Origin of the sequence: Brevundimonas sp. Bb-A, from assembly GCF_009394735.1 — a bacterium.
GTDB lineage: Bacteria > Pseudomonadota > Alphaproteobacteria > Caulobacterales > Caulobacteraceae > Brevundimonas > Brevundimonas aurantiaca.
On the sequence record NZ_CP045456.1, the window covers coordinates 1,030,455 to 1,051,598 of the forward strand.

At 67.3% G+C, this 21,144-nt stretch carries 18 protein-coding genes and 1 tRNA gene; 15 read left to right on the forward strand and 4 right to left on the reverse strand.

Annotated features, from left to right (window positions below; translation table 11 throughout):
• Positions 1-53: 53 nt before the first annotated feature.
• Both fixJ and BSP_RS05135 read right to left on the reverse strand, forming a co-directional pair.
• Positions 54-665 (reverse strand): response regulator FixJ, encoded by a 612-nt coding sequence (gene fixJ / locus BSP_RS05130; protein ID WP_054764753.1) that lies wholly within the window; start codon positions 663-665, stop codon positions 54-56.
• Positions 662-1,975 carry a sensor histidine kinase gene (locus BSP_RS05135; protein WP_227976046.1) on the reverse strand — a complete coding sequence of 438 codons (1,314 nt, stop codon included), beginning with the start codon at positions 1,973-1,975 and terminating at the stop codon, positions 662-664. The genes fixJ and BSP_RS05135 overlap by 4 nt, the downstream gene beginning before the upstream one ends.
• Before the next feature lie 523 nt (positions 1,976-2,498).
• Here BSP_RS05135 and BSP_RS05140 point away from each other — a divergent pair.
• The 13 genes from BSP_RS05140 to BSP_RS05200 all read left to right on the forward strand — a co-directional run bounded on the left by BSP_RS05140 (position 2,499) and on the right by BSP_RS05200 (position 12,498).
• Positions 2,499-4,433, forward strand: a complete 1,935-nt coding sequence (locus tag BSP_RS05140) for a methyl-accepting chemotaxis protein (protein WP_152951054.1) — start codon at positions 2,499-2,501, stop codon at positions 4,431-4,433.
• 74 nt (positions 4,434-4,507) lie between these two features.
• On the forward strand, positions 4,508-4,795 hold the full coding sequence (locus BSP_RS05145; RefSeq protein WP_054764755.1) for an STAS domain-containing protein: 288 nt from the start codon (positions 4,508-4,510) through the stop codon (positions 4,793-4,795).
• Positions 4,792-5,157 carry a response regulator gene (locus tag BSP_RS05150; RefSeq protein ID WP_054764756.1) on the forward strand — a complete coding sequence of 122 codons (366 nt, stop codon included), beginning with the start codon at positions 4,792-4,794 and terminating at the stop codon, positions 5,155-5,157. The genes BSP_RS05145 and BSP_RS05150 overlap by 4 nt, the downstream gene beginning before the upstream one ends.
• 30 nt (positions 5,158-5,187) lie before the next feature.
• The gene (locus BSP_RS05155) at positions 5,188-7,467 is read left to right on the forward strand and encodes a chemotaxis protein CheA (RefSeq protein WP_152949522.1); all 2,280 of its coding nucleotides are present in this window, start codon (positions 5,188-5,190) and stop codon (positions 7,465-7,467) included.
• 3 nt (positions 7,468-7,470) lie between these two features.
• A complete protein-coding gene (locus BSP_RS05160; protein ID WP_054764758.1) occupies positions 7,471-7,926 on the forward strand; it encodes a chemotaxis protein CheW in 456 nt (151 codons plus the stop codon).
• Positions 7,923-8,783 carry a protein-glutamate O-methyltransferase CheR gene (locus BSP_RS05165; RefSeq protein WP_054764759.1) on the forward strand — a complete coding sequence of 287 codons (861 nt, stop codon included), beginning with the start codon at positions 7,923-7,925 and terminating at the stop codon, positions 8,781-8,783. Before BSP_RS05160 ends, BSP_RS05165 begins: the two co-directional genes overlap by 4 nt.
• On the forward strand, positions 8,783-9,823 hold the full coding sequence (locus tag BSP_RS05170; protein WP_152949523.1) for a chemotaxis response regulator protein-glutamate methylesterase: 1,041 nt from the start codon (positions 8,783-8,785) through the stop codon (positions 9,821-9,823). The genes BSP_RS05165 and BSP_RS05170 overlap by 1 nt, the downstream gene beginning before the upstream one ends.
• Before the next feature lie 17 nt (positions 9,824-9,840).
• Positions 9,841-10,230, forward strand: coding sequence for a response regulator (locus tag BSP_RS05175; RefSeq protein WP_054764761.1), 390 nt, complete (start codon positions 9,841-9,843; stop codon positions 10,228-10,230).
• Positions 10,227-10,772, forward strand: coding sequence for a chemotaxis protein CheD (locus BSP_RS05180; protein ID WP_054764762.1), 546 nt, complete (start codon positions 10,227-10,229; stop codon positions 10,770-10,772). Before BSP_RS05175 ends, BSP_RS05180 begins: the two co-directional genes overlap by 4 nt.
• Positions 10,772-11,113: a hypothetical protein gene (locus BSP_RS05185; RefSeq protein ID WP_054764763.1), complete on the forward strand. Its 342-nt coding sequence runs from the start codon at positions 10,772-10,774 to the stop codon at positions 11,111-11,113. The genes BSP_RS05180 and BSP_RS05185 overlap by 1 nt, the downstream gene beginning before the upstream one ends.
• A gap of 4 nt (positions 11,114-11,117) precedes the next feature.
• Positions 11,118-11,711: a response regulator gene (locus BSP_RS05190; protein WP_152949524.1), complete on the forward strand. Its 594-nt coding sequence runs from the start codon at positions 11,118-11,120 to the stop codon at positions 11,709-11,711.
• A gap of 44 nt (positions 11,712-11,755) precedes the next feature.
• The gene (locus BSP_RS05195; protein WP_227976047.1) at positions 11,756-12,205 is read left to right on the forward strand and encodes a hypothetical protein; all 450 of its coding nucleotides are present in this window, start codon (positions 11,756-11,758) and stop codon (positions 12,203-12,205) included.
• A gap of 216 nt (positions 12,206-12,421) precedes the next feature.
• Positions 12,422-12,498, forward strand: a tRNA-Arg gene (locus BSP_RS05200).
• A 350-nt stretch (positions 12,499-12,848) separates the two neighbouring features.
• Here the strand turns inward: BSP_RS05200 and BSP_RS05205 are convergent.
• Together BSP_RS05205 and BSP_RS05210 are read right to left on the reverse strand one after the other, a co-directional pair.
• Complete coding sequence (locus tag BSP_RS05205) at positions 12,849-13,556, reverse strand: glutathione S-transferase (RefSeq protein WP_152949526.1); 708 nt, start codon at positions 13,554-13,556, stop codon at positions 12,849-12,851.
• A gap of 173 nt (positions 13,557-13,729) precedes the next feature.
• On the reverse strand, positions 13,730-14,833 hold the full coding sequence (locus BSP_RS05210) for a helix-turn-helix transcriptional regulator (RefSeq protein ID WP_152949527.1): 1,104 nt from the start codon (positions 14,831-14,833) through the stop codon (positions 13,730-13,732).
• Positions 14,834-15,053: 220 nt separating this feature from the next.
• Between BSP_RS05210 and BSP_RS05215 the strand changes: the two genes are divergently transcribed.
• The gene (locus BSP_RS05215) at positions 15,054-16,754 is read left to right on the forward strand and encodes a ShlB/FhaC/HecB family hemolysin secretion/activation protein (RefSeq protein ID WP_194167003.1); all 1,701 of its coding nucleotides are present in this window, start codon (positions 15,054-15,056) and stop codon (positions 16,752-16,754) included.
• 8 nt (positions 16,755-16,762) lie between these two features.
• Positions 16,763-20,959: an S-layer family protein gene (locus tag BSP_RS05220; RefSeq protein ID WP_152949529.1), complete on the forward strand. Its 4,197-nt coding sequence runs from the start codon at positions 16,763-16,765 to the stop codon at positions 20,957-20,959.
• Positions 20,960-21,144: the final 185 nt, after the last annotated feature.

The following is a 21,144-nucleotide window of genomic DNA, read 5'->3' on the forward strand; positions in this document are numbered from 1 at the left end:
CGACGATCGCGCCCGGGCTCAAGTGAGTCTTTTGAGCCCAGAAGGGGCGGGCGTCAGGCGTCGGCCACGCTGAGCCCCAGCCGCACCAGCATGGACAGGCTCTGGGCCTGCATCTTCTGCATCACCTTGGCGCGGAAGATCTCGACCGTGCGGGGGCTGATGTCCAGGGCCAGGGCGATCTCCTTGTTCGACTTGCCGTCGATCAGGGCGTCGAACACCTGGCGCTCGCGCGGCGTCAGGCTGGCCAGCCGGGCGGCGGTCTGTTCGCGCGCCTCGCTCTCGACGCCCTGGCGCGCCAAGGCCGACAGACAGCCGCGCACCGCCTCCAGGATGCGGTTGGGATCGAAGGGCTTTTCGATGAAGTCCACGACCCCGGCCTTCATCAGCTGGACGGCCAGGGGCACGTCGGCGTGGCCGGTGATGACGATAACGGGCCAGGCCTCGCCCTTCAGCGCCTTGAGCCGCTGGATCAGTTCGGAGCCTTCAATCTGGGGCATCCGCAGGTCGGTGATGACGCAGGCGGACTTGTCGTCCGGCAGCTGTTCCAGAAACTGCATCGCGCTGGCGAAACCCCGCGCGCGGATGCCCTCGCCCCGCAGGAGCATGAGCAAGGAATCGCGCATGGCTTGATCGTCGTCGATGACGAAGACGGAATGGTCGGTCATGCGGCTTCGAGCTCCGTGACAGGCGTGAGGCGAAAGGAGAAGGCGGCGCCGCCCAGGGCGCTGCGGCCTACGGCCAGGGCGGCGTCGTGGCTCTCTATGATGGAGCGGGTGACGGACAGGCCCAGGCCCATGCCGCCGGCCTTGGTGGTCATCATCGGTTGGAAGATCCGGTCCATCTGATCCTCGGCGATGCCGGGGCCGTTGTCCTCGATCCGGATCTCATAGCCCTCATCGGCCAGGCTGCGGCCCGTGAGCGATACGACCGCACCGGGATGGTCGCCGACGGCGTCGACGGCGTTGCGCACCAGATTGGTGATGGCCTGCTGAAACTGGATTCGGTCGGCCAAGACCCGATCCCCGGTCGTATCGACGTCGATGCGGACGGCGATACCGGTTTCCTGCCGGATCAAATCGAAGAGGGGGCGCAGGTCGTCCACCATGGAGGAGACCCGCTCTTCCGTCAGCTGGGACGCCCCGGTCGCGATCAGTTCGCGCATGCGCCGGATGATGTCCCCCGCGCGCAGAAGCTGGGTCTTGGCCAGGTCGAGGGCGCGGCCCGCGCTGTCGCCGATCGGTCCGGCGCGCGCGATGTCGGTTTGGCACGCATGGAGATAGACGGTGGCGGCCGTCAGGGGCTGGTTCAGCTCATGCGCCAGGATAGCCGCCATCTCACCCATGGAATTGAGCCGCCAGCTCTTGCTGAGCTGGTCCATCAGGTCGCGCATGCGATCGTTGACGGCCAGGCTCGGACGCTGGTCCGCCAGGGACAGGACCACCCGCTCGGAGGCCATGCTGTGCGCCAGCAGCCCGCCGTGGATGATCACCGGCACGATCTCGCCGTTGGGACGTCTCACCAGCCAATAGCCGGAGGGCGGGGCGGCCAGGGGGGCGTCCTTGACGAAACTCGCCAGGATGTCCTCGCCGAAGTCCGGCGCGAACAGGCTGAAAGGGCGTTCATGAGCATCCTCGGGCGCCACGCCCAGCAGATCGGCCGCCGGGCCGGTGATGCGGCGAATACGCCCCTCGTCGTCCAGCGTCACCACGGGCACCGAGGTCAGTATGCTGTGCAACAGGGCGGTCCGGCTGGTCAGCCGATGACCGACTTCGGCCAACAGCAGGGATACGGCGATGAAGAGGCCGGCGCCGACCGCCGCATCGAAGAGGTCGCTTCGCCCCTTCATCGCCAGATCGGCGGCGATGGAGACGCCGATGACGAAGAGGGTCGCGGTGCGGCTGCCGACCAGGGCGGTCGCCATGACGGCTCCGAACAGCGGCAGGTAGTGCACGTGATCGACGTCGCGAAGAGCCACGCTCGTCGTAACCGCCAGCGGGACGCAGACGCAAGCGAGCAGAACGGCGTTCTTCGGAGATGCGTTCGCGGATTTTCCGATGACCCGCTTCAACAACTCAGTAAAGGCGTCCGCTCGCGCCCCTGTCATGTTGGATCTCGCCGTTGCGAAATCATCTGGACTTCACCGTCGCCGCTTTTCTGACCAATTTACTACAACGACAATGGCGTGGCTGGGAAGCGATATCGTCGTCTTTTCACACGCCTCGCGACTATCGAGCGCACTTCGTCCGATGCGATTCAGGAGATCCGCCGCGTTCGCTGCGCCGGATGGCGCCGCCCCTCAGCCCGCGCCAACCTTCGCTACGCATTCCTACCTAAGCCGCAGTTCAGAAATCGTATTAATCATCCTTCCATCCTTGGTCGGACAGATGCGGGTTCATCGCAGAGGGGCGGCTGACGCGCCGCAAAGGGCCGTTTCGGCCGTGGCGGCGCGCTCAGATCGACGAAGACCGTAGGAGTTTGGGTTGCGTTTTATTGAGAACATGTCCGTCGGACGGAAGCTCGCCGTGGCTTTCGGCGTGGTCCTGGCCGCCATCGCCGTCATGGGCGTGGTGGTGGTGACGAACCTTCTGGCCTTGCAGCGCGCCGACCACGCTCGCAACCTAGAAGGTGAGATCAATCAAGTGCTCGCCGTCGCCGAGTTCCGCCTGTCAAAGCAGGAAAACTCCTATCGCGGCTATCTGCTGTCGCAGGACCCCTATTACGCCGAACGGCTGGATCTGCACCGCGCCAAGTTCAAGGAAGCGCTGGAGGAGGTGCGGGCAAAACTGCCCGCCGATCGCGCCGCGCCCGTCGACGAGGCCATCAAGGCCGCTGACGGCTGGTACGCCAACATCGTCCAGGTCGGTAAGGCGATGGTCGCCGAGGGGCGGATCGCCGAGGCCAGCCGGATGGTCGGTCAAACCGGCGTCGCCGACCAGTTCATCGCTCCAGTTGAAGAAGCGATCGACGTCCTGAGGGCTGAGAACGAGGCCGCCCGCGAGGCGACCCGCAAGGCTCAGGCCGAGGCGGCCCAGGCCGCCCTCATGGCCGTGATCGTGGGCATGGTCTGCGCCCTGCTGATGGCCCTGGCTGCAGGTCTGGTCGCCACCCGTTCGATCGTGCGGCCGACCTTCACCATGATCGGCTATATGCAGAAGCTGATGGCGGGCGACACCGCTATCCAGGTCCAGGGCGCCGACCGCAAGGATGAGTTCGGCAAGATGGCTCAGGCCATCGTCGCCTTCCGCGACGCGGCCATTGAGAAGGCGCGTCTGGCGGCGGAGGCGCTTTCGCAGCGCTCGATGAGCGAGCAGGAGCGGGCCGCCCGCGAGGCCGAGAAGGCGGCGGAGGCCGAGGCCGACCGGGTGACGATCGAGGCCCTGGGCCGGGGTCTGGCGGCCATGGCGGACGGCGACCTGACCTATCGGATCGACACCGAGTTCGCGCCCAAGGCCGCCCAACTGAAGTCCGACTTCAACGCCGCCATCGCCCAGCTGCAACAGGCGGTCTCGGTGGTGGTGGCCAATATCGCCGGCATCCGCTCGGGCGCCGGAGAGATTTCTCAGGCCGCCGACGACCTGTCGCGCCGCACCGAACAGCAGGCTGCGGGGCTGGAGGAGACGGCGGCGGCTCTGGACGAGATCACCGCCACGGTGAACAAGACGGCGTCGGGCGCGCGCCAGGCCTCGGACGTGGTCCAGGCCGCCAAGGGCGACGCCGAGACCTCGGGCGTCATCGTTCGCGACGCCGTCCAGGCCATGCAGGCCATCGAAGGCTCCTCCGAACAGATCAGCCAGATCATCGGCGTCATCGACGAGATCGCCTTCCAGACCAACCTCCTGGCCCTGAACGCCGGGGTCGAGGCGGCCCGGGCGGGCGAGGCCGGTCGCGGCTTTGCGGTGGTGGCCTCCGAGGTCCGCGCCCTGGCCCAGCGGTCGGCGGAGGCCGCCAAGGAGATCAAGACCCTGATCTCGACCTCCAGCACCCAGGTCGGTTCGGGGGTGAAACTGGTCGGCCAGACCGGCGAGGCCCTGCAGCGGATCGTCGACCGTGTGGCCGAGATCGACGGTCTGGTGTCGGAAATCGCCGCCTCGGCCCAGGAACAGGCCATTGGCCTGGCCGAGGTCAATACGGCCGTCAACCAGATGGACCAGGTCACGCAACAGAACGCCGCCATGGTCGAACAATCGACCGCCGCCAGCCACTCTCTGGCCCAGGAGGCCCAGTCGCTCCAGGCCTCGGTGGCCCGGTTCAAGGTCGGCTCAGCGGCCCAGGTCGCCGCCGCCCCCGCCCGCGCCCCTGCGCCCGCGCCTGCGTCTTCCGCACCGGCCAAGCCGGCCCATCGAATGGTCCAGGCCCTCAAGACCCTGGGCCGCGGCGGCGCCGCGCCCGCCCAACAGGCCGCTCCCGCCGAAGACGGCTGGGAAGAGTTCTAAAATGCTCCGTTCTTCAAGCGATATTTACCAACCGCGTGAGACGAAGCGGACGGGGCTGAAACAAGGAAACACCAATGGCTGAGGTCATAAGTCTCGCATCGGTCCTGGACATGAACGCAGCCGAGCCGCTGAAGGCCGAACTGTTGGCCAAGCGCGGCCAGGCCGTAACGGTGGATGCGAGCGGCGTCGAACGCCTGGGCGGTCTTTGTCTCCAAGTCCTTCTCTCCGCCCGCAAGACCTGGGCGGCCGACGGGGTCGATCTGATGATCACGCCCCAATCGACGTCTTTCGCTGAACAATGGGCCGCCTTCGGCGCGTCCGAAACCAACGCACCAGACCTCACTGAAGGAGCGCTCGCGTGAGCAAGACCGTTCTGACCATCGACGATTCCCGCACCATGCGGGACATGCTGCTGATGGCCCTGGAAGACGCCGGCTATGTCGTCATCCAAGCCGTAGACGGCGTGGACGGCCTGGAGACGCTCGCCGCCCAGGGCGCCGACGTCATCATCACCGACATCAACATGCCCCGCATGGACGGTTTCGGCGTCATCGAAGGCGTGCGCGCCGATCCGAACCACCGCACCACCCCGGTGCTGGTGCTGACGACCGAGAGCGACGCCGAGAAGAAGGCCCGCGCCCGCGCCGCCGGCGCGACCGGCTGGATCGTCAAACCCTTCGACCCGGTGAAACTGGTCGACGCCGTTCGCCGCGTGGCGGCCTAACACTTTTCCAGATCGGTCGGGCCAACAGCCATGGACGCCTTCGAAGCCATCAAAGCCACCTTCTTCCAGGAGTGCGACGAACTGCTCGCCGAACTGGAATCGAAGCTGATGCTGTTGGAGCAGGGTCAGACCGACCTGGAGACGATCAACGCCGTCTTCCGCGCCGTTCACTCGGTCAAGGGCGGGGCGGGGGCGTTCGGCCTGGAGGCTCTGGTCCGGTTCGCCCACGTCTTTGAGACCTTGATGGACGAGCTGCGGGGCGGCCGCAAACCCTGCGACGCGGTCACGATCAAGACCCTGCTGCGGGCCTCTGACGTGCTGGCCGACCACATCCAGGCCGCCCAGGGCCTGGCTCCTCCGGTGGACGAAGAGCGTTCGGCCGGCCTGGTCCAGGAGCTGGAGCTTCTGACCCACGGCGGCGAGGCGCCGCCCGCCGTCGAAGAGGAGGAGGAAGACGACTTCGGCTTCACCCCCATGGCCTTCGACGCGCCGCTGGACGACCCGGCGCTGGCGGTCGAGGCTACCGCTGCGGATGCGGCGCCCGCGGGCCAGCCCGGCTGGCGCATCGTCTTCAAGCCGCACGGCCGCATGTACGGCAGCGCCAATGAGGCGGGTCTGCTGCTGCGCGAAGTGGGCCGGCTGGGCCCCATCACCGTCTCTGTGGACGAGGCCGCCCTGCCGACCCTGGACGTGCTGGTCGCCGAGGACGGCTATCTGACCTGGACGATCGACCTGGTCGCCGATGTCGACGAAAAGGCCGTGCGGGAAGTGTTCGACTTCGTCGAGGCCGACTGCGACCTGACCATCACCCCGCTGGGCGGCGCCCCGGCCCTGGTCTTCGAGGAAGAGCCGCCGGCCGTCCTGCCCGCCAGCGACGATCTGGACATCGCCGCCCTTCTGGCCAAGGCCGCTGCAGGCGCCGCGCCCGAAACGCCCGCCGCCGCTCCGGCGCCGGCCCCCGCGCCCCAGTCTGTCGCGCCCCAGTCGGTCACGCCCGAGCCGGCCGCGCCTGCGCCGGTCGCCGCCCAGGTCTCCGCGCCTGAGCCCGCACCGGCCCCGGCCGCCGCCCCCATTCCCCCCGCCCAGGTCGCCACCCCCGTGGCGCCGGCGCCGGTCACCATCCGCGTCGACCTGGATCGGGTCGATCGCCTGATCAACGTCGTCGGCGAACTGGTCATCCAGCAGGCCATGCTGTCCCAGCGCGTGCTGGAAAGCGGCCTGGCCCGCTCTTCGGGCATCGCGCTTGGGATGGAAGATCTGGAGCTTTTGACGCGCGAGATCCAGGACAGCGTCATGGCCATCCGCGCCCAGCCGGTGAAGTCGGTGTTCCAGCGCATGCCGCGCCTGGTCCGCGAAGTCGCCGACATGGTCTCCAAACAGGTCCGTCTGGTCACCTCCGGCGAAGACACCGAGGTCGACAAGACCGTGGTCGAACGCCTGGCCGAGCCGATCACCCATATGCTGCGCAACGCCATCGACCACGGGCTGGAGACGCCGGAGGAGCGGATCGCCGCCGGCAAGCCGGCCGAGGGTACGGTGCGCCTCGCGGCCCTGCACCGCTCGGGCCGGATCGTCATCGAAATCGCCGACGACGGCCGCGGCATCAATCGCGAACGGGTCAAGAAGATTGCGGTGGACAAGGGGCTGATCGCCGCCGACGCCGCCCTGACCGACGAACAGATCGACAATCTGATCTTCCTGCCCGGCTTCTCCACCGCCGCCGTGGTGTCCGACATCTCGGGTCGGGGCGTGGGGATGGACGTGGTCAGGCGGTCGATCCAGGCCCTGGGCGGCCGCATCTCGATCAGTTCGGTCCCCGGCAAGGGCTCGACCTTCACCCTCAGCCTGCCGCTGACCTTGGCGGTTCTGGACGGCATGGTGGTGACGGCCGCCGACCAGACCCTGATCGCCCCTCTGCCGGCCATCGTCGAAAGCCTGACGCCGCAGGAAAGCGACCTGCACTATGTCGGCGGGCTCGATCCGGTGATCCGCTTCCGCGATCGCTTCCTGCCGCTGATCGACGTGGCCCTGACCATGGGCTTCCGCGAGACGCCGATGGTCCCTTCCGAAGGCGTCGCCGTGGTGGTCGAGACCGAAGGCGGCCAGCAGGCGGCCCTGCTGTTCGACGCCATCCAGGGCCAGCGCCAGGTGGTGATCAAGAGCCTGGAGACCAACTACCGCCAGGTCGAGGGCGTCGCCGCCGCCACCATCCTGGGCGACGGCCGTGTGGCCCTGATCCTCGACGTCGACGTCCTTGTCACCGACATGCGCCGCAAATCTCCCCGATCCGACTTCAAGCTCGCGAGCTGACCCATGACAGAAGCCAACGACACCCAGCGCGAACTCATCGCCTTCCGCATCGGCCGGCAGGAATTCTGCGTCGACATCATGTCGGTGCGCGAAATCCGCGGCTGGACGCCCGCAACCCCCCTGCCGCGCTCGCCCGGCTATATGAAGGGGGTGATCAATCTGCGCGGCACCGTCCTGCCGATCATCGACCTGGGCGCCCGGTTCGGGCTTGAGACGTCCGAGCCGACCGCCCGCCACGTCATCATGGTGGCCCATATCGGCGGCCGCATGGTGGGGCTGCTGGTCGACGCCGTGTCCGACATTCTGGAGATGAACGACGCCGCGGTTCAGCCGACGCCCGACGTCGCCAGCGACCAGGTCAAGACCTTCGTCAAAGGCATCTTCTCGATCGACGGGCGGATGATCAGCCTGATCGAACTGGACCACATCCTGCCCCAGGTCGAGGCCGAAGCCGCATGAACCCCGCCCCGGGACGGGGGTCGATCGTCGAAGGCGAGTTCGTCTTCACCGCCGACGACTTCCGTCAAATCGCCCAGATGCTGCATGCCCACGCCGGCATCGCCCTGAACGAGGGCAAGGCCGCGTTGGTCTATTCGCGCCTGGCCAAACGGCTGCGGACCCTGGGCCTGACCAGCTTCCGGGACTATTGCGCCCTGGTCGAGGGCGCCGACGGCGTGGACGAGCGTCAGAAGATGACGGCGGCCCTGACGACCAACGTCACCCGCTTCTATCGCGAGCCGCATCATTTCGACGATCTGCGCGACCGCGTCATGCCCGACCTGGCCGCGCGCGCCCGCGCCGGGGGCCGGGTGCGGCTGTGGTCGGCCGCCTGTTCGAACGGGCAGGAGCCCTATTCGATGGCCCTGACGGTGCTGTCGGTCCTGCCCGAGGCGGCGGACCTGGACGTGCGCATCCTGGCGACGGACATCGACCCCAATATGGTGGCCCAGGGCTATGACGGGGTCTATTCCGAAGAGGCGCTGGAGCCGGCGCCGGCGACCCTGTGGCGCAAATATTTCAACCGCGCGGATCGTGGAAACTGGGTGGCGGGGCCGCAGCTGAAGCGGCTGGTCACCTTCCGCGAACTGAACCTGATCGGCGACTGGCCGATGAAGGGCCGGTTCGACGTCATCTTCTGCCGCAACGTGGTCATCTATTTCGACGATCCGACGCAGGAGCGGATCTGGAGCCGGTTCACCCCGCTGATGAACCCCGGCGCCACCCTCTACATCGGTCATTCCGAGCGCGTGTCCGGCCCGGCGAGCCGCCAGCTGCAGACCGCCGGCCTGACCACCTACCGCCTGGGAGCCGCCTGATGGCCGATCGCGTCAAAGTCCTGATCGTGGACGACAGCCTGACCATGCGCGGCCTGATCTCGGCCGCCCTGAAGTCGGACCCCGAAATCGAAGTCGTCGGCACCGCCGCCGATCCGCTGGAGGCCCGCACGGCCATCAAGGAGCTGAATCCCGACGTCCTCACGCTGGACGTCGAAATGCCCAATATGAACGGGCTGGAGTTCCTGGATAAGATCATGCGGCTGCGCCCCATGCCGGTGGTGATGGTCTCGACCCTGACCGCAGCGGGCACGGACGTGACCCTGGCGGCGCTGGAGATCGGGGCGGTGGACGCGGTCGCCAAGCCGGCCGTGGCCAGCGCCGAGGCCTTCCACGAACTGATCGGCAAGGTGAAGACGGCGGCCCGGTCGCGGGTTCGCGCCCGCGGCGACGTGCCCGCCGCCGCCGCCGCCCCCAGCGCCTATCGCCCCGCGCCCAATCACGTCCTGGCCATCGGCTCCTCCACCGGCGGGGTCGAGGCCCTGCTGACGGTCTTGAGCGGCTTTCCCGCCAACTGCCCGGCGACGGTCATCACCCAGCACATGCCGGCGACCTTCACCTCCAGCTTCGCGGCGCGCCTGGACCGGGTCTGCGCCCCGGCGGTCAGCGAGGCCGTGGACGGCGCGCCGCTGAAGCCCGGCCACATCTATCTGGCGCCCGGCGGCGCCGCGCACCTGGAGCTGACGCCGGGCCTGTCGCCGCGCTGCCGCCTGGTGAACAGCGAACCCGTCAACGGCCACCGTCCGTCTGTGGACGTGATGTTCGATTCCGTCGTCCGTCTGAAACGGCCCATGACCGGCGTGATCCTGACCGGCATGGGCAAGGACGGCGCCAAGGGGCTGAAGGCCATCCGCGATGCGGGCGGCCGCACCCTGGGTCAGGACGAAACCACCTCGGTCGTCTATGGCATGCCCAAGGCCGCCTTCGAACTGGGCGCTGTGGAGCGGCAACTGCCGCTGCACCGCCTGGCCCCAGCCATCCTTGATCTGTGCGCCGATCCGGCCGCACGGTCCGTCGCCTGACACCGGGAGCCTTACTCATGCCCGCCGCCGCCTCACTTCACTGCCTGGTCGTCGACGATCAGATGACGATGCGCTCTCTGGTCCGCACCAGCCTGCAACAGCTCGGCGTGCGCGAGATCCGCGAAGCCGCCGACGGCGAAATCGCCCTGCGCGACATCATCGCCAAGCCGGCCCATCTGATCATTTCCGACTACAACATGCCCAATCTGGACGGCCTGGGCCTGCTGCGCGCCGTGCGCGCCCACCCCCCGACCTCCAAGACCGCCTTCATCATGCTGACGGGTCGGGCAGATCGCGAGCTGGTCCAGCGCGCGGTCCAGTTCGGCGTCAACAATTACCTGGTTAAGCCTTTCACCGTGGCCCAGCTGAAGGGCAAGATGGAAGCCGTCTTCGGCGCCCTGACATGACCTTTTCCGCCCTGAAGGACACGCAAGAAAAGCGTCTGCACGTCGGACAGGGCGAACACCATGTCACGCGCGATCCCAATGTGGTGCTCAGCACCATTCTGGGCTCCTGCGTCGCCATGTGTCTGCGCGATCCGGTCGCCGGGGTGGGCGGCATGAACCACTTCCTGCTGCCCGAAGGGTCCGGCGCCGGCACCGACGCGGGCCGCCGCTACGGCGCCTACGCCATGGAACTGCTGATCAACGACGTGCTGAAGGCGGGCGGCCGGCGCGATCGGCTGGAGGCCAAGCTGTTCGGCGGCGGCCGCATGTTCGACTCCCTGCGCGACGTGGGTCGCTCCAACGCCGATTTCGCCGAGAAATTCCTGCGTGACGAAGGCATTCCGGTCGTCGGCGGCAGCCTGCGCGGAGACGGCGGGCGCCGGGTCCACTACTGGCCCGTGACCGGCAAGGCTCTGCAACGCGCCGTGACCGACACTGTGGCGCCGCGGCCCGCGCCCGTCGCCCCGCCTCCGGTCGATACCGGCGCCCTGGAGCTGTTCTGATGCACGCCCCTCCCGAACACGCCGAACTGCTGGTCGCCGTCGCCGACGAGCTGACACGGGTGCGCGAGGGGATCGACCATGTCGAGGCCCTGGTCAGCCGTCTGGTGCGCCGCGCCCCGGCCGAGGATCGGGCCGAGGCCCTGACCGAGGCCCAGGCCCTGGACGCCCTGACCCAGCGGCTGGAGGCCCTGTCCGGCGTCCTGCGTATGCTGGGCGACGGGGCCACCCCGGCCGAGTCCGTCAGCCGCATCTCCCTGGCCGACATGGCGGTGCGGCTGCGGCCCGCCGCCGGCGTCAAGGTCTCGGCTCCGCCCGATTCGGGCGATCTGACCCTATTCTAACGCCGTGACCAAGGCGCCCGATAAGGTCAATCTGGCGCATTCCACCCTGCTGCTGGTCGATGACCAGCCGACGTCGCTGGATCTGCTCAGCTCGATCGTCCAGGGGTTCGGAGTGCGCGAACAGCTGAAATGTCCGTCCGCCAAGGAGGCGGTCGAACTGCTGCGTCGTCGGGCGGTGGACCTGATCCTGGTCGATTGCGCCATGCCGGAGATGGACGGCTACGACTTCGTCACCTGGCTGAGGCGCGAGGCGCCCGAGCCGGCCCGTTTCACACCCGTGATCATGATCCTGGGCCACGCCGCCCAGGCGCGAGTCGCGCGCGGCCGCGACTGCGGCGCCAGCTTCATCGTCGCCAAACCCCTGACGCCGTCGGTCCTCCTGCGCCGCATCGTCTGGCTGGGCGCCCAGAAGCGCCAGTTCATCGAGGCCGAAAACTATGTCGGGCCGGATCGGCGCGTCCACAACTACGGCCCGCCGCCCGGCGAAGACGGCCGCCGCAGCACCGACCTGTCGGGCGAGGTCGGCGAGGCGGTCGGCGAAAACATGAACCAGGACGATATCGACATGCTGTTGAAGCCGATGAAGGTGAACCTGTGACCGCCGCCTCCAAAGCCGTTTCTCAGGATGTCTCAAAGCCCGCCGTGCGGATTCGCGACATCACCACCTCGCTTCAGCGGCAGATGGCGCGCCCCGGCGGCATAGATATCGAGGCCGCCGTCGCCGCCGCCGAACAGGGACTGGAGGGGCGCCGGGAGGAAACCCTGCGGGTGATCCAGGACAAGGTCCAGGCCTTGGCGGCCTTCTGCGCCGGTCGGCCCGCCGCCCCGGAGGCCGAGCTCTACGCCATCGCCTCCGTCCTGGTGGATACGGCGGGTTTTCTCGACATGCCGGCCTTCTACGAGGCCGCCTACAGCCTGTGCGAGGTCGTCAGCCGGATGTCGGCGGCCGAGGCCTGGTCCTGGCCCTCGATCGACGTCCATGTCCACGCCCTGTCGCTGATCCTGGGCGAGGGGGGCGCCGCCTCGGACGCCAATTCGACCCTGCTGGCCGGCCTGCGGGCCGTCGTGGACCGCACGCCCGCGCCCGGTTAAAGCGCGATCCGCAGCCGGCGGAACAGGGGCGAAACGAATCAGGACCGAATCGCGGACTCGCGCCGATTCAGCCTTTGTTCACCCCAAGATATTGTATCTTAAGACAGATTAACCACAACCGAGTTCGGGCGGCTCCGACGACGCGGCCAAGAAAATGCAGTTCGCCGCACCCACCGTCTTCCCCCCTCCGCCCCGACCCGCTAGTTCACCCCTGCGGGCCCCGTAGCTCAGCTGCATAGAGCAAGGCTTTCCTAAAGCCGAGGTCGCAGGTTGGAGTCCTGCCGGGGTCGCCATGAAGTCGGGCAATGGGAGTTCATCTGGACAGCATCAGCCGCGAGCACCCCGCCTTCCGCCGCGAGCAAGACGGGGAAGGCTTATCCTTGTCCGCAAGGAGGGGCAGGATTCAGCCTTCAACGAGATAGCACGAGACTTGATCAACTCTGCCGGCGAGGAGTTTCTGGTCTTCCCCACCACAGATGGTCAGACAGGATATGAACGGGTTTTCGTCCTTCCTGTTTGAGAAGGTCTCGGGCTCTCGACGCCCAGAGCCCGTCTCGACGCCCTTTGCCGATACTGACCCTGTTACTCTTAGGCATCATGGCGACTTCGCGGATGTGAAGGGCGCCGTGATCCCTCAATCTGGCTATTGACGGGCGCTCAAGACCTTGCGGAGCGAAGCCTCGATATTTCCGCCGCTCCAGGTGTCCCCGTAATCTGACCGCGCCTTATTGGCCAAGTCGGCCAAGGGCGAGAGGGCGGCCACCCTGCTGGACAGGGCCGCTGTCATCGGTGCGGCATCCCTGATCAAGTCCTCGAGGGGCTGGAACCGGTCGGCCAGGGTGGCCCAGAGCGTCGCTGTCACAAGATCCGCCATCTGTGGGTTTGCGCTGCCGAGCAAAAAGCCGGAGGTCCCCGTTAGGCCGTGACGTCGGCCGGTCTCCTCCCAGAGGGACATCCATTTTCTCAGACGCGGCTCGAAGTCGGCCCATCGCGGGTTTGTCCACATCTGACGGCCGCCGTCGAGCGTGAGTTCGTCGATCAGATCATTGGCGTCATTGATGATCTTGAGCGTCAAAGCCCGAGCCCCGGGCGTTGCCGGCAGCAAATCGAGAGTTTCGCCGAGATAGAGGAGAATGGCCGGCATTTGGGATAGCGCGACCTTATTCTGTTCGTCGATAAGAACCGGCGGCGCCATGAAGGGCACTGGCATGGCGCGGACCGGCCCCTCCATCAAGCGGGAAATCTCTCTGTCGTCGGGCTCCCGCCAAGTCTTGCCGGAATAGGCCAGAACCGCGCGAACGAACTGCCCCCGAAAGGGCAGGGACCAATAATAGAGGGTGTAGTCCGTCATAGCGAACCTTTGATCCTGAAGCTCACTGACGAACGCGGGCGGGCGTCAGGCGTTCACGGCGCCACGCGCGGGGCTTCAGAACAGCCAGTCGCAACGGATCGCCAGCGCGGTCGCGATCCGGCGCTCCGACTTCGCCGGTCGCCAGGATGGGGATGCCGACATAGTCGTCGTCATTAAAGTCGCGCCAGAAGCGCCACGAGTTCCAGTTGGCTCCGCACGCCGCATTTCTCGAATATGCGGCGTACGTGTGTGCGTACCGTTCCGACGGCGACGCCGTTGGCTTCGGCAATTGCTTGGGGTCCCATTCCGGCGGCTAGTTTGGCGGCGACTTCCGCCTCTGCCCTGGTCAGGTGAAACAGGCTGCGTGTTGCGGCGACAAGGCGCGTCTCCTCCTGTCGCGGCGGGCGAATGACCACCAGGGCCGCGGCCCCGAACCTCAGGGCATAGTCTCCAGGTGCGGCGCAGACTTCGGCAAGGGTCGGCCGGTCTCCTCTGGCGTCGCGCAGCACGACGGGTCGGGGCGGCGGCCGGAGGCCGCCGGTGCTCGCCGCCGCCGCAGCGATCGCGGTGCGAAGGGCGGCGGTGTCCGCATCGCGAGCGCCGGCCGCCATGCCGCGCGTCACGCGTAGGATCTCGCCCGAAGTCGCCATCGCCTCAGCGGCGGGGGAGAGCGCCAGGACTCGACCGTGCCCGTCACAGATGAGGATGGCGTTTGAAAGCGTATCTAGAAGCCCCAGGGCGAGGTTCAATCCTCGCGCGTCCAGGGCGATCTGGGTCCGGACGGCGGCGCGGACGTGAGGAACGACGGTTGCGAAGGCCCGACGCTGTTCCACTGTCACATTGCCCTGAGACTCGCTCCGCATCAGCGCCAGACCCACCAGCAGGTCGTCCTGGCGCAGCAGCGGGGACAGGCAGGCGAAGGCCAGATCATGCCGACGCAACCAGGCGCCGTATTCCGGAAAGCGCGCGGCGTCCTGCGCGCTGGTGAAGGCCGTTTCGTCGAGCACCGCCATCTCGGGCGCCGCCATGCCGATTCGAACGCGCGAGTTCACGCGCGGGTCGCCGCCGCCCGCCGTCACGAACTCGGCGGAGGCTTCCGGCGGCAAGCCCGTCATCCAGTTGAACGGCACCGCCGCCTCTCGACCCAGGCCGATCAGTTCGCCGCCCTTTGAACCGGTCAGCCTGGCCAGGCCTTCCAGCGCCTCCACCCAGGTCCGGTCCCCCAAACCCACGCCCTGGAAGGCGGCGGTCGCCGCCGCGACATCCTCTTCGGTCACGCTAGAAGCTCTGAGCCGGCGAGCGAATGCTGATTCATCCGTGCGTCTTCCCTTCTGTCCGAATGTCCTGGACCGACGGAACCTCTACAAGATTGTAGATGCAGACAAGACTGAGGGAGTCTAGTTCAGCGAACAAGGACTGGATCGCCGCCCTACGGCGGTTGGGGAGAGGGCAGGCGTGATGGGTGGTATTGCAAGGCGCGGCGCCTCTTGGCGAATCATGGGAGGCGCATCGACCCTGGCCGTCGCGCTATTCTTAGGTGCAGGCGTCGCCTCGGCCCAGGTCGTCCCCGGCCAGACCCGCGAAGAGATCGATCCGGCGCGTCAGGCGCGCCCGCTGGCCGCACCGGTCGTTGATCCAACAACCTTGTACCAGCCCGGACAATGCCCCTTCACAGGTCAAGGTCGCACGACCCTGACGCGGATCGAGGCGCAGGGCGCCAGCCTGATCTCCGACGCCGAGATTCAAAACGCGGTGGCGGATCTGATCGGTAAGGACAGCGATCTGTCGGTGCTCTGCGTCGCTCGGGACCGCGTCGCCGCCCTGTACGGTGCTGAGGGCGAAGCCCTGGTGCGGGTGGATCTGCCCCAACAGCGGATGACGGGCGGCGTCCTGGTGATCGCCGTGACCGAAGGTCGAGTGGTCAGCGCCTCCGTGATTGACGCCGACAAACTGGGCCCTGCGGCCGCCATCGCCGCCGACTATCTCGGCACCCTGGAGACGAAACGGGCGACGCGCTGGCGCGAAGTCGAACGCGCCTTTCTCTTGGTTCGCGACATTCCCGGCGCCGACCCGTCTTTCAGCATCCGTCGCGCGGAGACGGGCGAAGCCAATGGTCTGGAAGCCGTGGCGGCCTTCGCCCCTCGGCGGAAGCTGGACGTCACCCTGAGCGGCCAGAACTTCGGTTCAGAAGAAGTCGGGCGCGAGGGCGCCTCAATCCGCCTTGACGCCAACAGCTTCACCGCCTTCGCCGAGCGCACCAGCCTGATCCTGTTCTCGGGTTTGGAAGGCGATCAACGAGTGGTCCAACTGCTGGAGGAATTCCGTATTGGAGCCTCCGGCCTGACCGTTCTGGGCGATGTGGCCTACAGCGAATCCGAGCCCGGCGGCGCCCTGGCGCCGCTAGAGTTAGAGGGACGCTCGACCGTCGGCCGACTCGGCGTCCAGTATCCGGTCGTCCTCACTCGGCCCCTGCGTATGGATGTGGGCGCCCGGTTGGAGTGGGTGGATCAGAAGAACGATCTGGGCGCCTTCCGCCAGCCGAACGGCGATGCGACCGCCCTGTTCGAGGAAAGCCTGCGGGTCCTTTCCGCCGAGGTCGTCGCCACCTGGCGGCCGAGGCAGACGCCGGGGCTTCAAGGCGGGTTCCAAGCCGAGTTGCGCAAAGGTCTGGAGGCTTTCGGCGCCAGCGAAGCCGGCGATCCCTTGTTGTCGCGGCCCGAAGGGCGGCCGGACTTCACCTCGGTTCGAGGTCAAGCCTCGATCCGCAAGGACGTCGTCCTGTCGCCGGGACGCGGCCTCTATGCGGCGGCGGCTTTGCTGGGGCAGTGGGCGCCGGATCCGCTGCCGGCCTATGAAGAGTTCCAGGTGGGATCCTACACCGTAGGCCGGGGCTTTGATCCGGGAGCGGCGTCCGGCGATCGGGCCCTGGCGACCCAGATCGAGGCGGGCTGGGAGGCGGCGTCCGCCCAGGCGGTCTGGACCGTCTTCGGCTTCGTCGATGCGGCCAAGCTGTGGAACCAGGACGCCTTCGGCTACGACAGCCGGCCTTGGTCCGTCGGCGCCGGGGTGCGCGCCCGCACACGCAGGGGGCAGGTCAGCCTGGTCTATGCGGCGCCGCAGAACGCGCCGTTCCCCGGCGCGGTCCGGCCGAAGGATCGGCTGCTGCTGTCGCTCTCCACCACCTTCTCGTTCCGTTGAGGCTCGCCATGAACAACGCTCACGCCGCTCGTCGTCGCGTCTCGCTTCTTCTGAGCGCCGCGGCCCCCGTCGCACTTTTGCTGGCGTTGGCGGCGCCGGCCTCGGCCCAGATCGCAGCCGGCGGTGGAAGCACGGCCGCCGGAACCGTCTCCAACACCTATAACGGATCGGGATCGGCGACCGTCTTCTCGGGCGCGGCGTCCAACACCGGCGGCGCCGACACCTCGACCATCACTTTGAGCGGCTCGCGGACGCTTTTGAACTGGAACGGTTTCAATCTGGCGCCCGGCGACACGCTGAACTTCAACCAGAGCGGCTCGACGAGCATTGCCGTCAATCGGGTTCTGGGCGGAGGCGGCACGATCATCAACGGCGCCGTCAACAGCAACGGCCAGGTCTGGTTTCTCGATTCCTCCGGCGTAGCGGTGGGAGGGACCGCGGTTCTCAACGTCGGCGGACTGTTGTTGTCGTCTCTAGGGCTGACCGACGCCGATATCTTTGGCAACGACAGCAGTTTCAACTTCACCGGCGTGGGCGGCTCCGTCGCGGTGAACGGGGGCGCGGCGCTGAACGCCGCCGCCGGCGCGGTGACCGTGGTGGGCCCCGAAATCAACTTCTCAGGCAGCGCGACCGCCAGCGGCAGCATCGCCCTGATCGCCGCGCGTGACGCGACGCTCGTCTTCGACGGCGATCTCGACGCCTATCTTGCGCTCACCGTCGCAACGGGTACCGACAAGAACACCGCAATCAGCGTCGGGTCCCAAGCGCGCTTCGACACCGCGTCGGCTGCCGCCGGAGGACGCACCTATCTGATCGCCGCCGGCTACAACGGCGGTCTCGGCTCCATTCTGTTGGGCGGTTCGGCGGCTGACGCAGTGGAGTTCGTCGATGGCGACGTCGTGCTTTACTCAGCGGGAGAGGAGTCCTTCAGTCGCCACTTCATCGCCGGAGGGGTGTTGCAAACACCGACGGGGGCTCCCGCAGGGGATGTGACAATCGGCGCCGCCACGGTTTCCGGGGGTGATCTGAACGTGATTGCGTCCGATGAAGTGATCATCAACGACCTTATCTCAGTCCCCACCGGAAGCGTGCGGCTGGAGTCAGGCAATTTGACCACTGTTTCCGTCTCGGTCGAGGTGGGTCAGAACTATACCCTAAAGGCGCCGGACTGGACCGGAGGCGCCGCTTTTTCGCCGGTCTTCCTCAACGCGGCTTCAGGGATCGGCAAGTTCATCATTCAGGACATGGCCTTCGGCGTAACCCTGGGCGGGCTCAGCGCGCCGGATGAACTTCGCATCACCGCCGAGAACGGCGGCGCCGTCAACGTGGTGGGGACGCTCACCGCAGGCAACGGCCTCTATCTGTCGGGGCAGTCGCTCCAGCTCGGCGGCGATCTGACCGAGACCGGAGCGGACGGGGTTCTCAGCCTGACGTCCAGCGACGGAATTTCTCAGACCGCCGGAGCCCTGACGGCGGGAGTCCTGACGATCTCGGCGATCAACGGGGTGACCTTGAATGGTGCGGCCAATGCGATCGGCGCCCTGGGCGCGTCCACCGCGAACGGTTTGAGCCTGGTCGATACAGGCGGCCTGACGGTCAGCGGCGCGCTCAACGGCGGAGCCACCGGGGTCTCGCTGACCACCACGGGCGACTTGACGGCGCAGGCGCCGATCACCGCCAGCGGAATCACCCTGTCGGCGAGCGGGGCGAGTTCGGACATCGTGCTCAACGCGGCGCTCGATGCAGGAACCTCCACGGTTTCGCTCCATGCCGGCGGAACGATCAGCCAGAGCGCCCTGGGCCGGATCACGGGTAATCTGATGGGGGGATCAGGCGGGGCCACCGATCTGACGGCGGCCGTCAACCGTGTTCGCGATCTCGACGTCTTTACGGCCAACGGCTTTTCGCTCGTTGATGAGGGTGGGCTGACGGTGACGGGCGGCGTCAACGCCGGCGCCGGCGACATCTTGGTCCGCACCACCGGAGGAGCCTTGTCGTTCAGCCCCTCGGGGATCGCAAGCGGGCGCGACATCGTCCTTTCCACCGACGGCGACTTCATCAACCAGTCGGGCTCTTCTGCGCTTGCCGCCTCGGGCAAGTGGACGATTTATGCGGCGTCTCCGAACTCCAGCACCTTCGGCGGTTTGGACAGCGGCTCCACGGCCCTCTGGAACGGAACCTTGGCGACACGAGCGCCGGCGGGTCTGAGCGGCAACCGCTACGTCTTCGCCGCCCAACCCACTTTGACGGTCACTACCCTTTCCACGAGCAAGGTTTATGGGACCGATCTGACGGGTTCGGTGGGCGCCCTTTACACCGTCAGCGGCTATCATCCGGGCGTGGCGGGGGCCTTCCTGGCCGATACGGCGGCGACGGCCTTCAGCGGGGCAGCTGCGATCAGCTCTACCGGATCAGCGGAGCGCGCCTCCGTCGCCGGCGGCCCCTATGCCGTCACCGCCGCGCAGGGCACGCTCACCAGCAACAGCGGCTACGCCTTCGCCTTCAGCAACACCGGCCAGATCACCGTCACGCCCAAGGCCCTGACGAGCGCCCTGACCGCCTCGAACAAGACCTATGACGGCACGACCGCCGGTTCCGGCTCGGTCGCCCTGTCGGGCGTCGTCAGCGGCGATACGGTCGGCGCGACGGCGGGAACCTGGACCTTCGCCGACCGCAACGCCGGAACCGGCAAGACGGTGACGGTCAGCGGCGTCGGTCTGACGGGGGCGGATGCGGGCAACTACACGGTGACCATTCCCGCCACGGCCCTGGCCGACATTCTTCAGCGCAGTCTGACCGCCACCCTGACGGCCTCGAACAAGACCTATGACGGCACGACGGCGGGCTCCGGCTCGGTCGCCCTGTCGGGGGTAGTCAGCGGCGATACGGTCGGCGCGACGGGGGGAACCTGGACCTTCGCCGACCGCAACGCCGGAACCGGCAAGACGGTGACGGTGAGCGGCGTCGGTCTGACGGGGGCGGATGCGGGCAACTACACCGTAACCATTCCCGCCACGGCCCTGGCCGACATCCTTCAGCGCAGTCTGACCGCCACCCTGACGGCCTCGAACAAGACCTATGACGGCACGACGGCGGGCTCCGGCTCGGTCGCCCTGTCGGGGGTAGTCAGCGGCGATACGGTCGGCGCGACGGGGGGAACCTGGACCTTCGCCGACCGCAACGCCGGAACCGGCAAGACGGTGACGGTGAGCGGCGTCGGTCTGACGGGGGCGGATGCGGGCAACTACACCGTAACCATTCCCGCCACGGCCCTGGCCGACATTCTTCAGCGCAGTCTGACCGTCACCCTGACCGCCTCGAACAAGACCTATGACGGCACGACCGCCGGTTCCGGCTCGGTCGCCCTGTCGGGCGTCGTCAGCGGCGATACGGTCGGCACGACGGCGGGAACCTGGACCTTCGCCGACCGCAACGCCGCAACCGGCAAGACGGTGACGGTCAGCGGCGTCGGTCTGACGGGGGCGGATGCGGGCAACTACACCGTGACCATCCCCGCTACGGCCCTGGCCGACATCCTTCAGCGTGCGATCACCGCCAATGTGTCTGCGTCTAACAAGACCTATGACGGCACGACGGCGGCCGCGGGAACGGTGACATTGAACGGCGTGCTCGGCGGTGACAGCGTCGGCGCCACCGCCGGATCCTTCGCCTTCACCGACGCCAACGCCGGAACCGGAAAGACCGTGACGGTCAGCGGCGTCGGCCTGACCGGCGCCGATGCTGGCAACTATACTCTCACCGTGCCCGCATCGACTCTTGCGACCATCCTTCGACGGTCGATCACCGTGTCCGCCGACGCGGTTTCCAAAACCCAGGGCGCGCCGGATCCCGCGCTAACCTACGCCGTCACTACCGGCAGTCTTGTAACCGGCGATGCGCTGACCGGCGCGCTTACACGGTCCCCAGGCGAGGCGCCAGGCGCCTACGCCATCACCCAGGGAAGCCTTGCGGCCTCGGCGAACTACCAACTCACATTCATCGGCAACAGCTTGACGATCACGGCGGTCCCGGTCGCTCCGACCACGCAAACAGCGACCGTTCAGGAAATCCAGGGTCTCGTCGCCTATCTCGCCTCGTATGAGACGCCAGGCAGCCGCGAGGGTGCATTGAGTGTCGTAGACGAGCGCGGCGACTGCAATGGCGACCGGGGGACAAGCGACTGCGCGATTGACCCAACACGCTGACCCTGACCGCTGAAGGGTATCCAGGTTCTGCGGGATGCCTAGTCTGTTATTTTTATAGCGTCTCATGAGCGGCGCCTGTGGTGACACCGTCATGTTGCGCGGCCTTGCGGTGGCGGCTTTAACCTGGGACAGGGTCTTGCCGATCGCCCATCATTCAGGCGTGGCCGGGCTTATCCCACGACAGC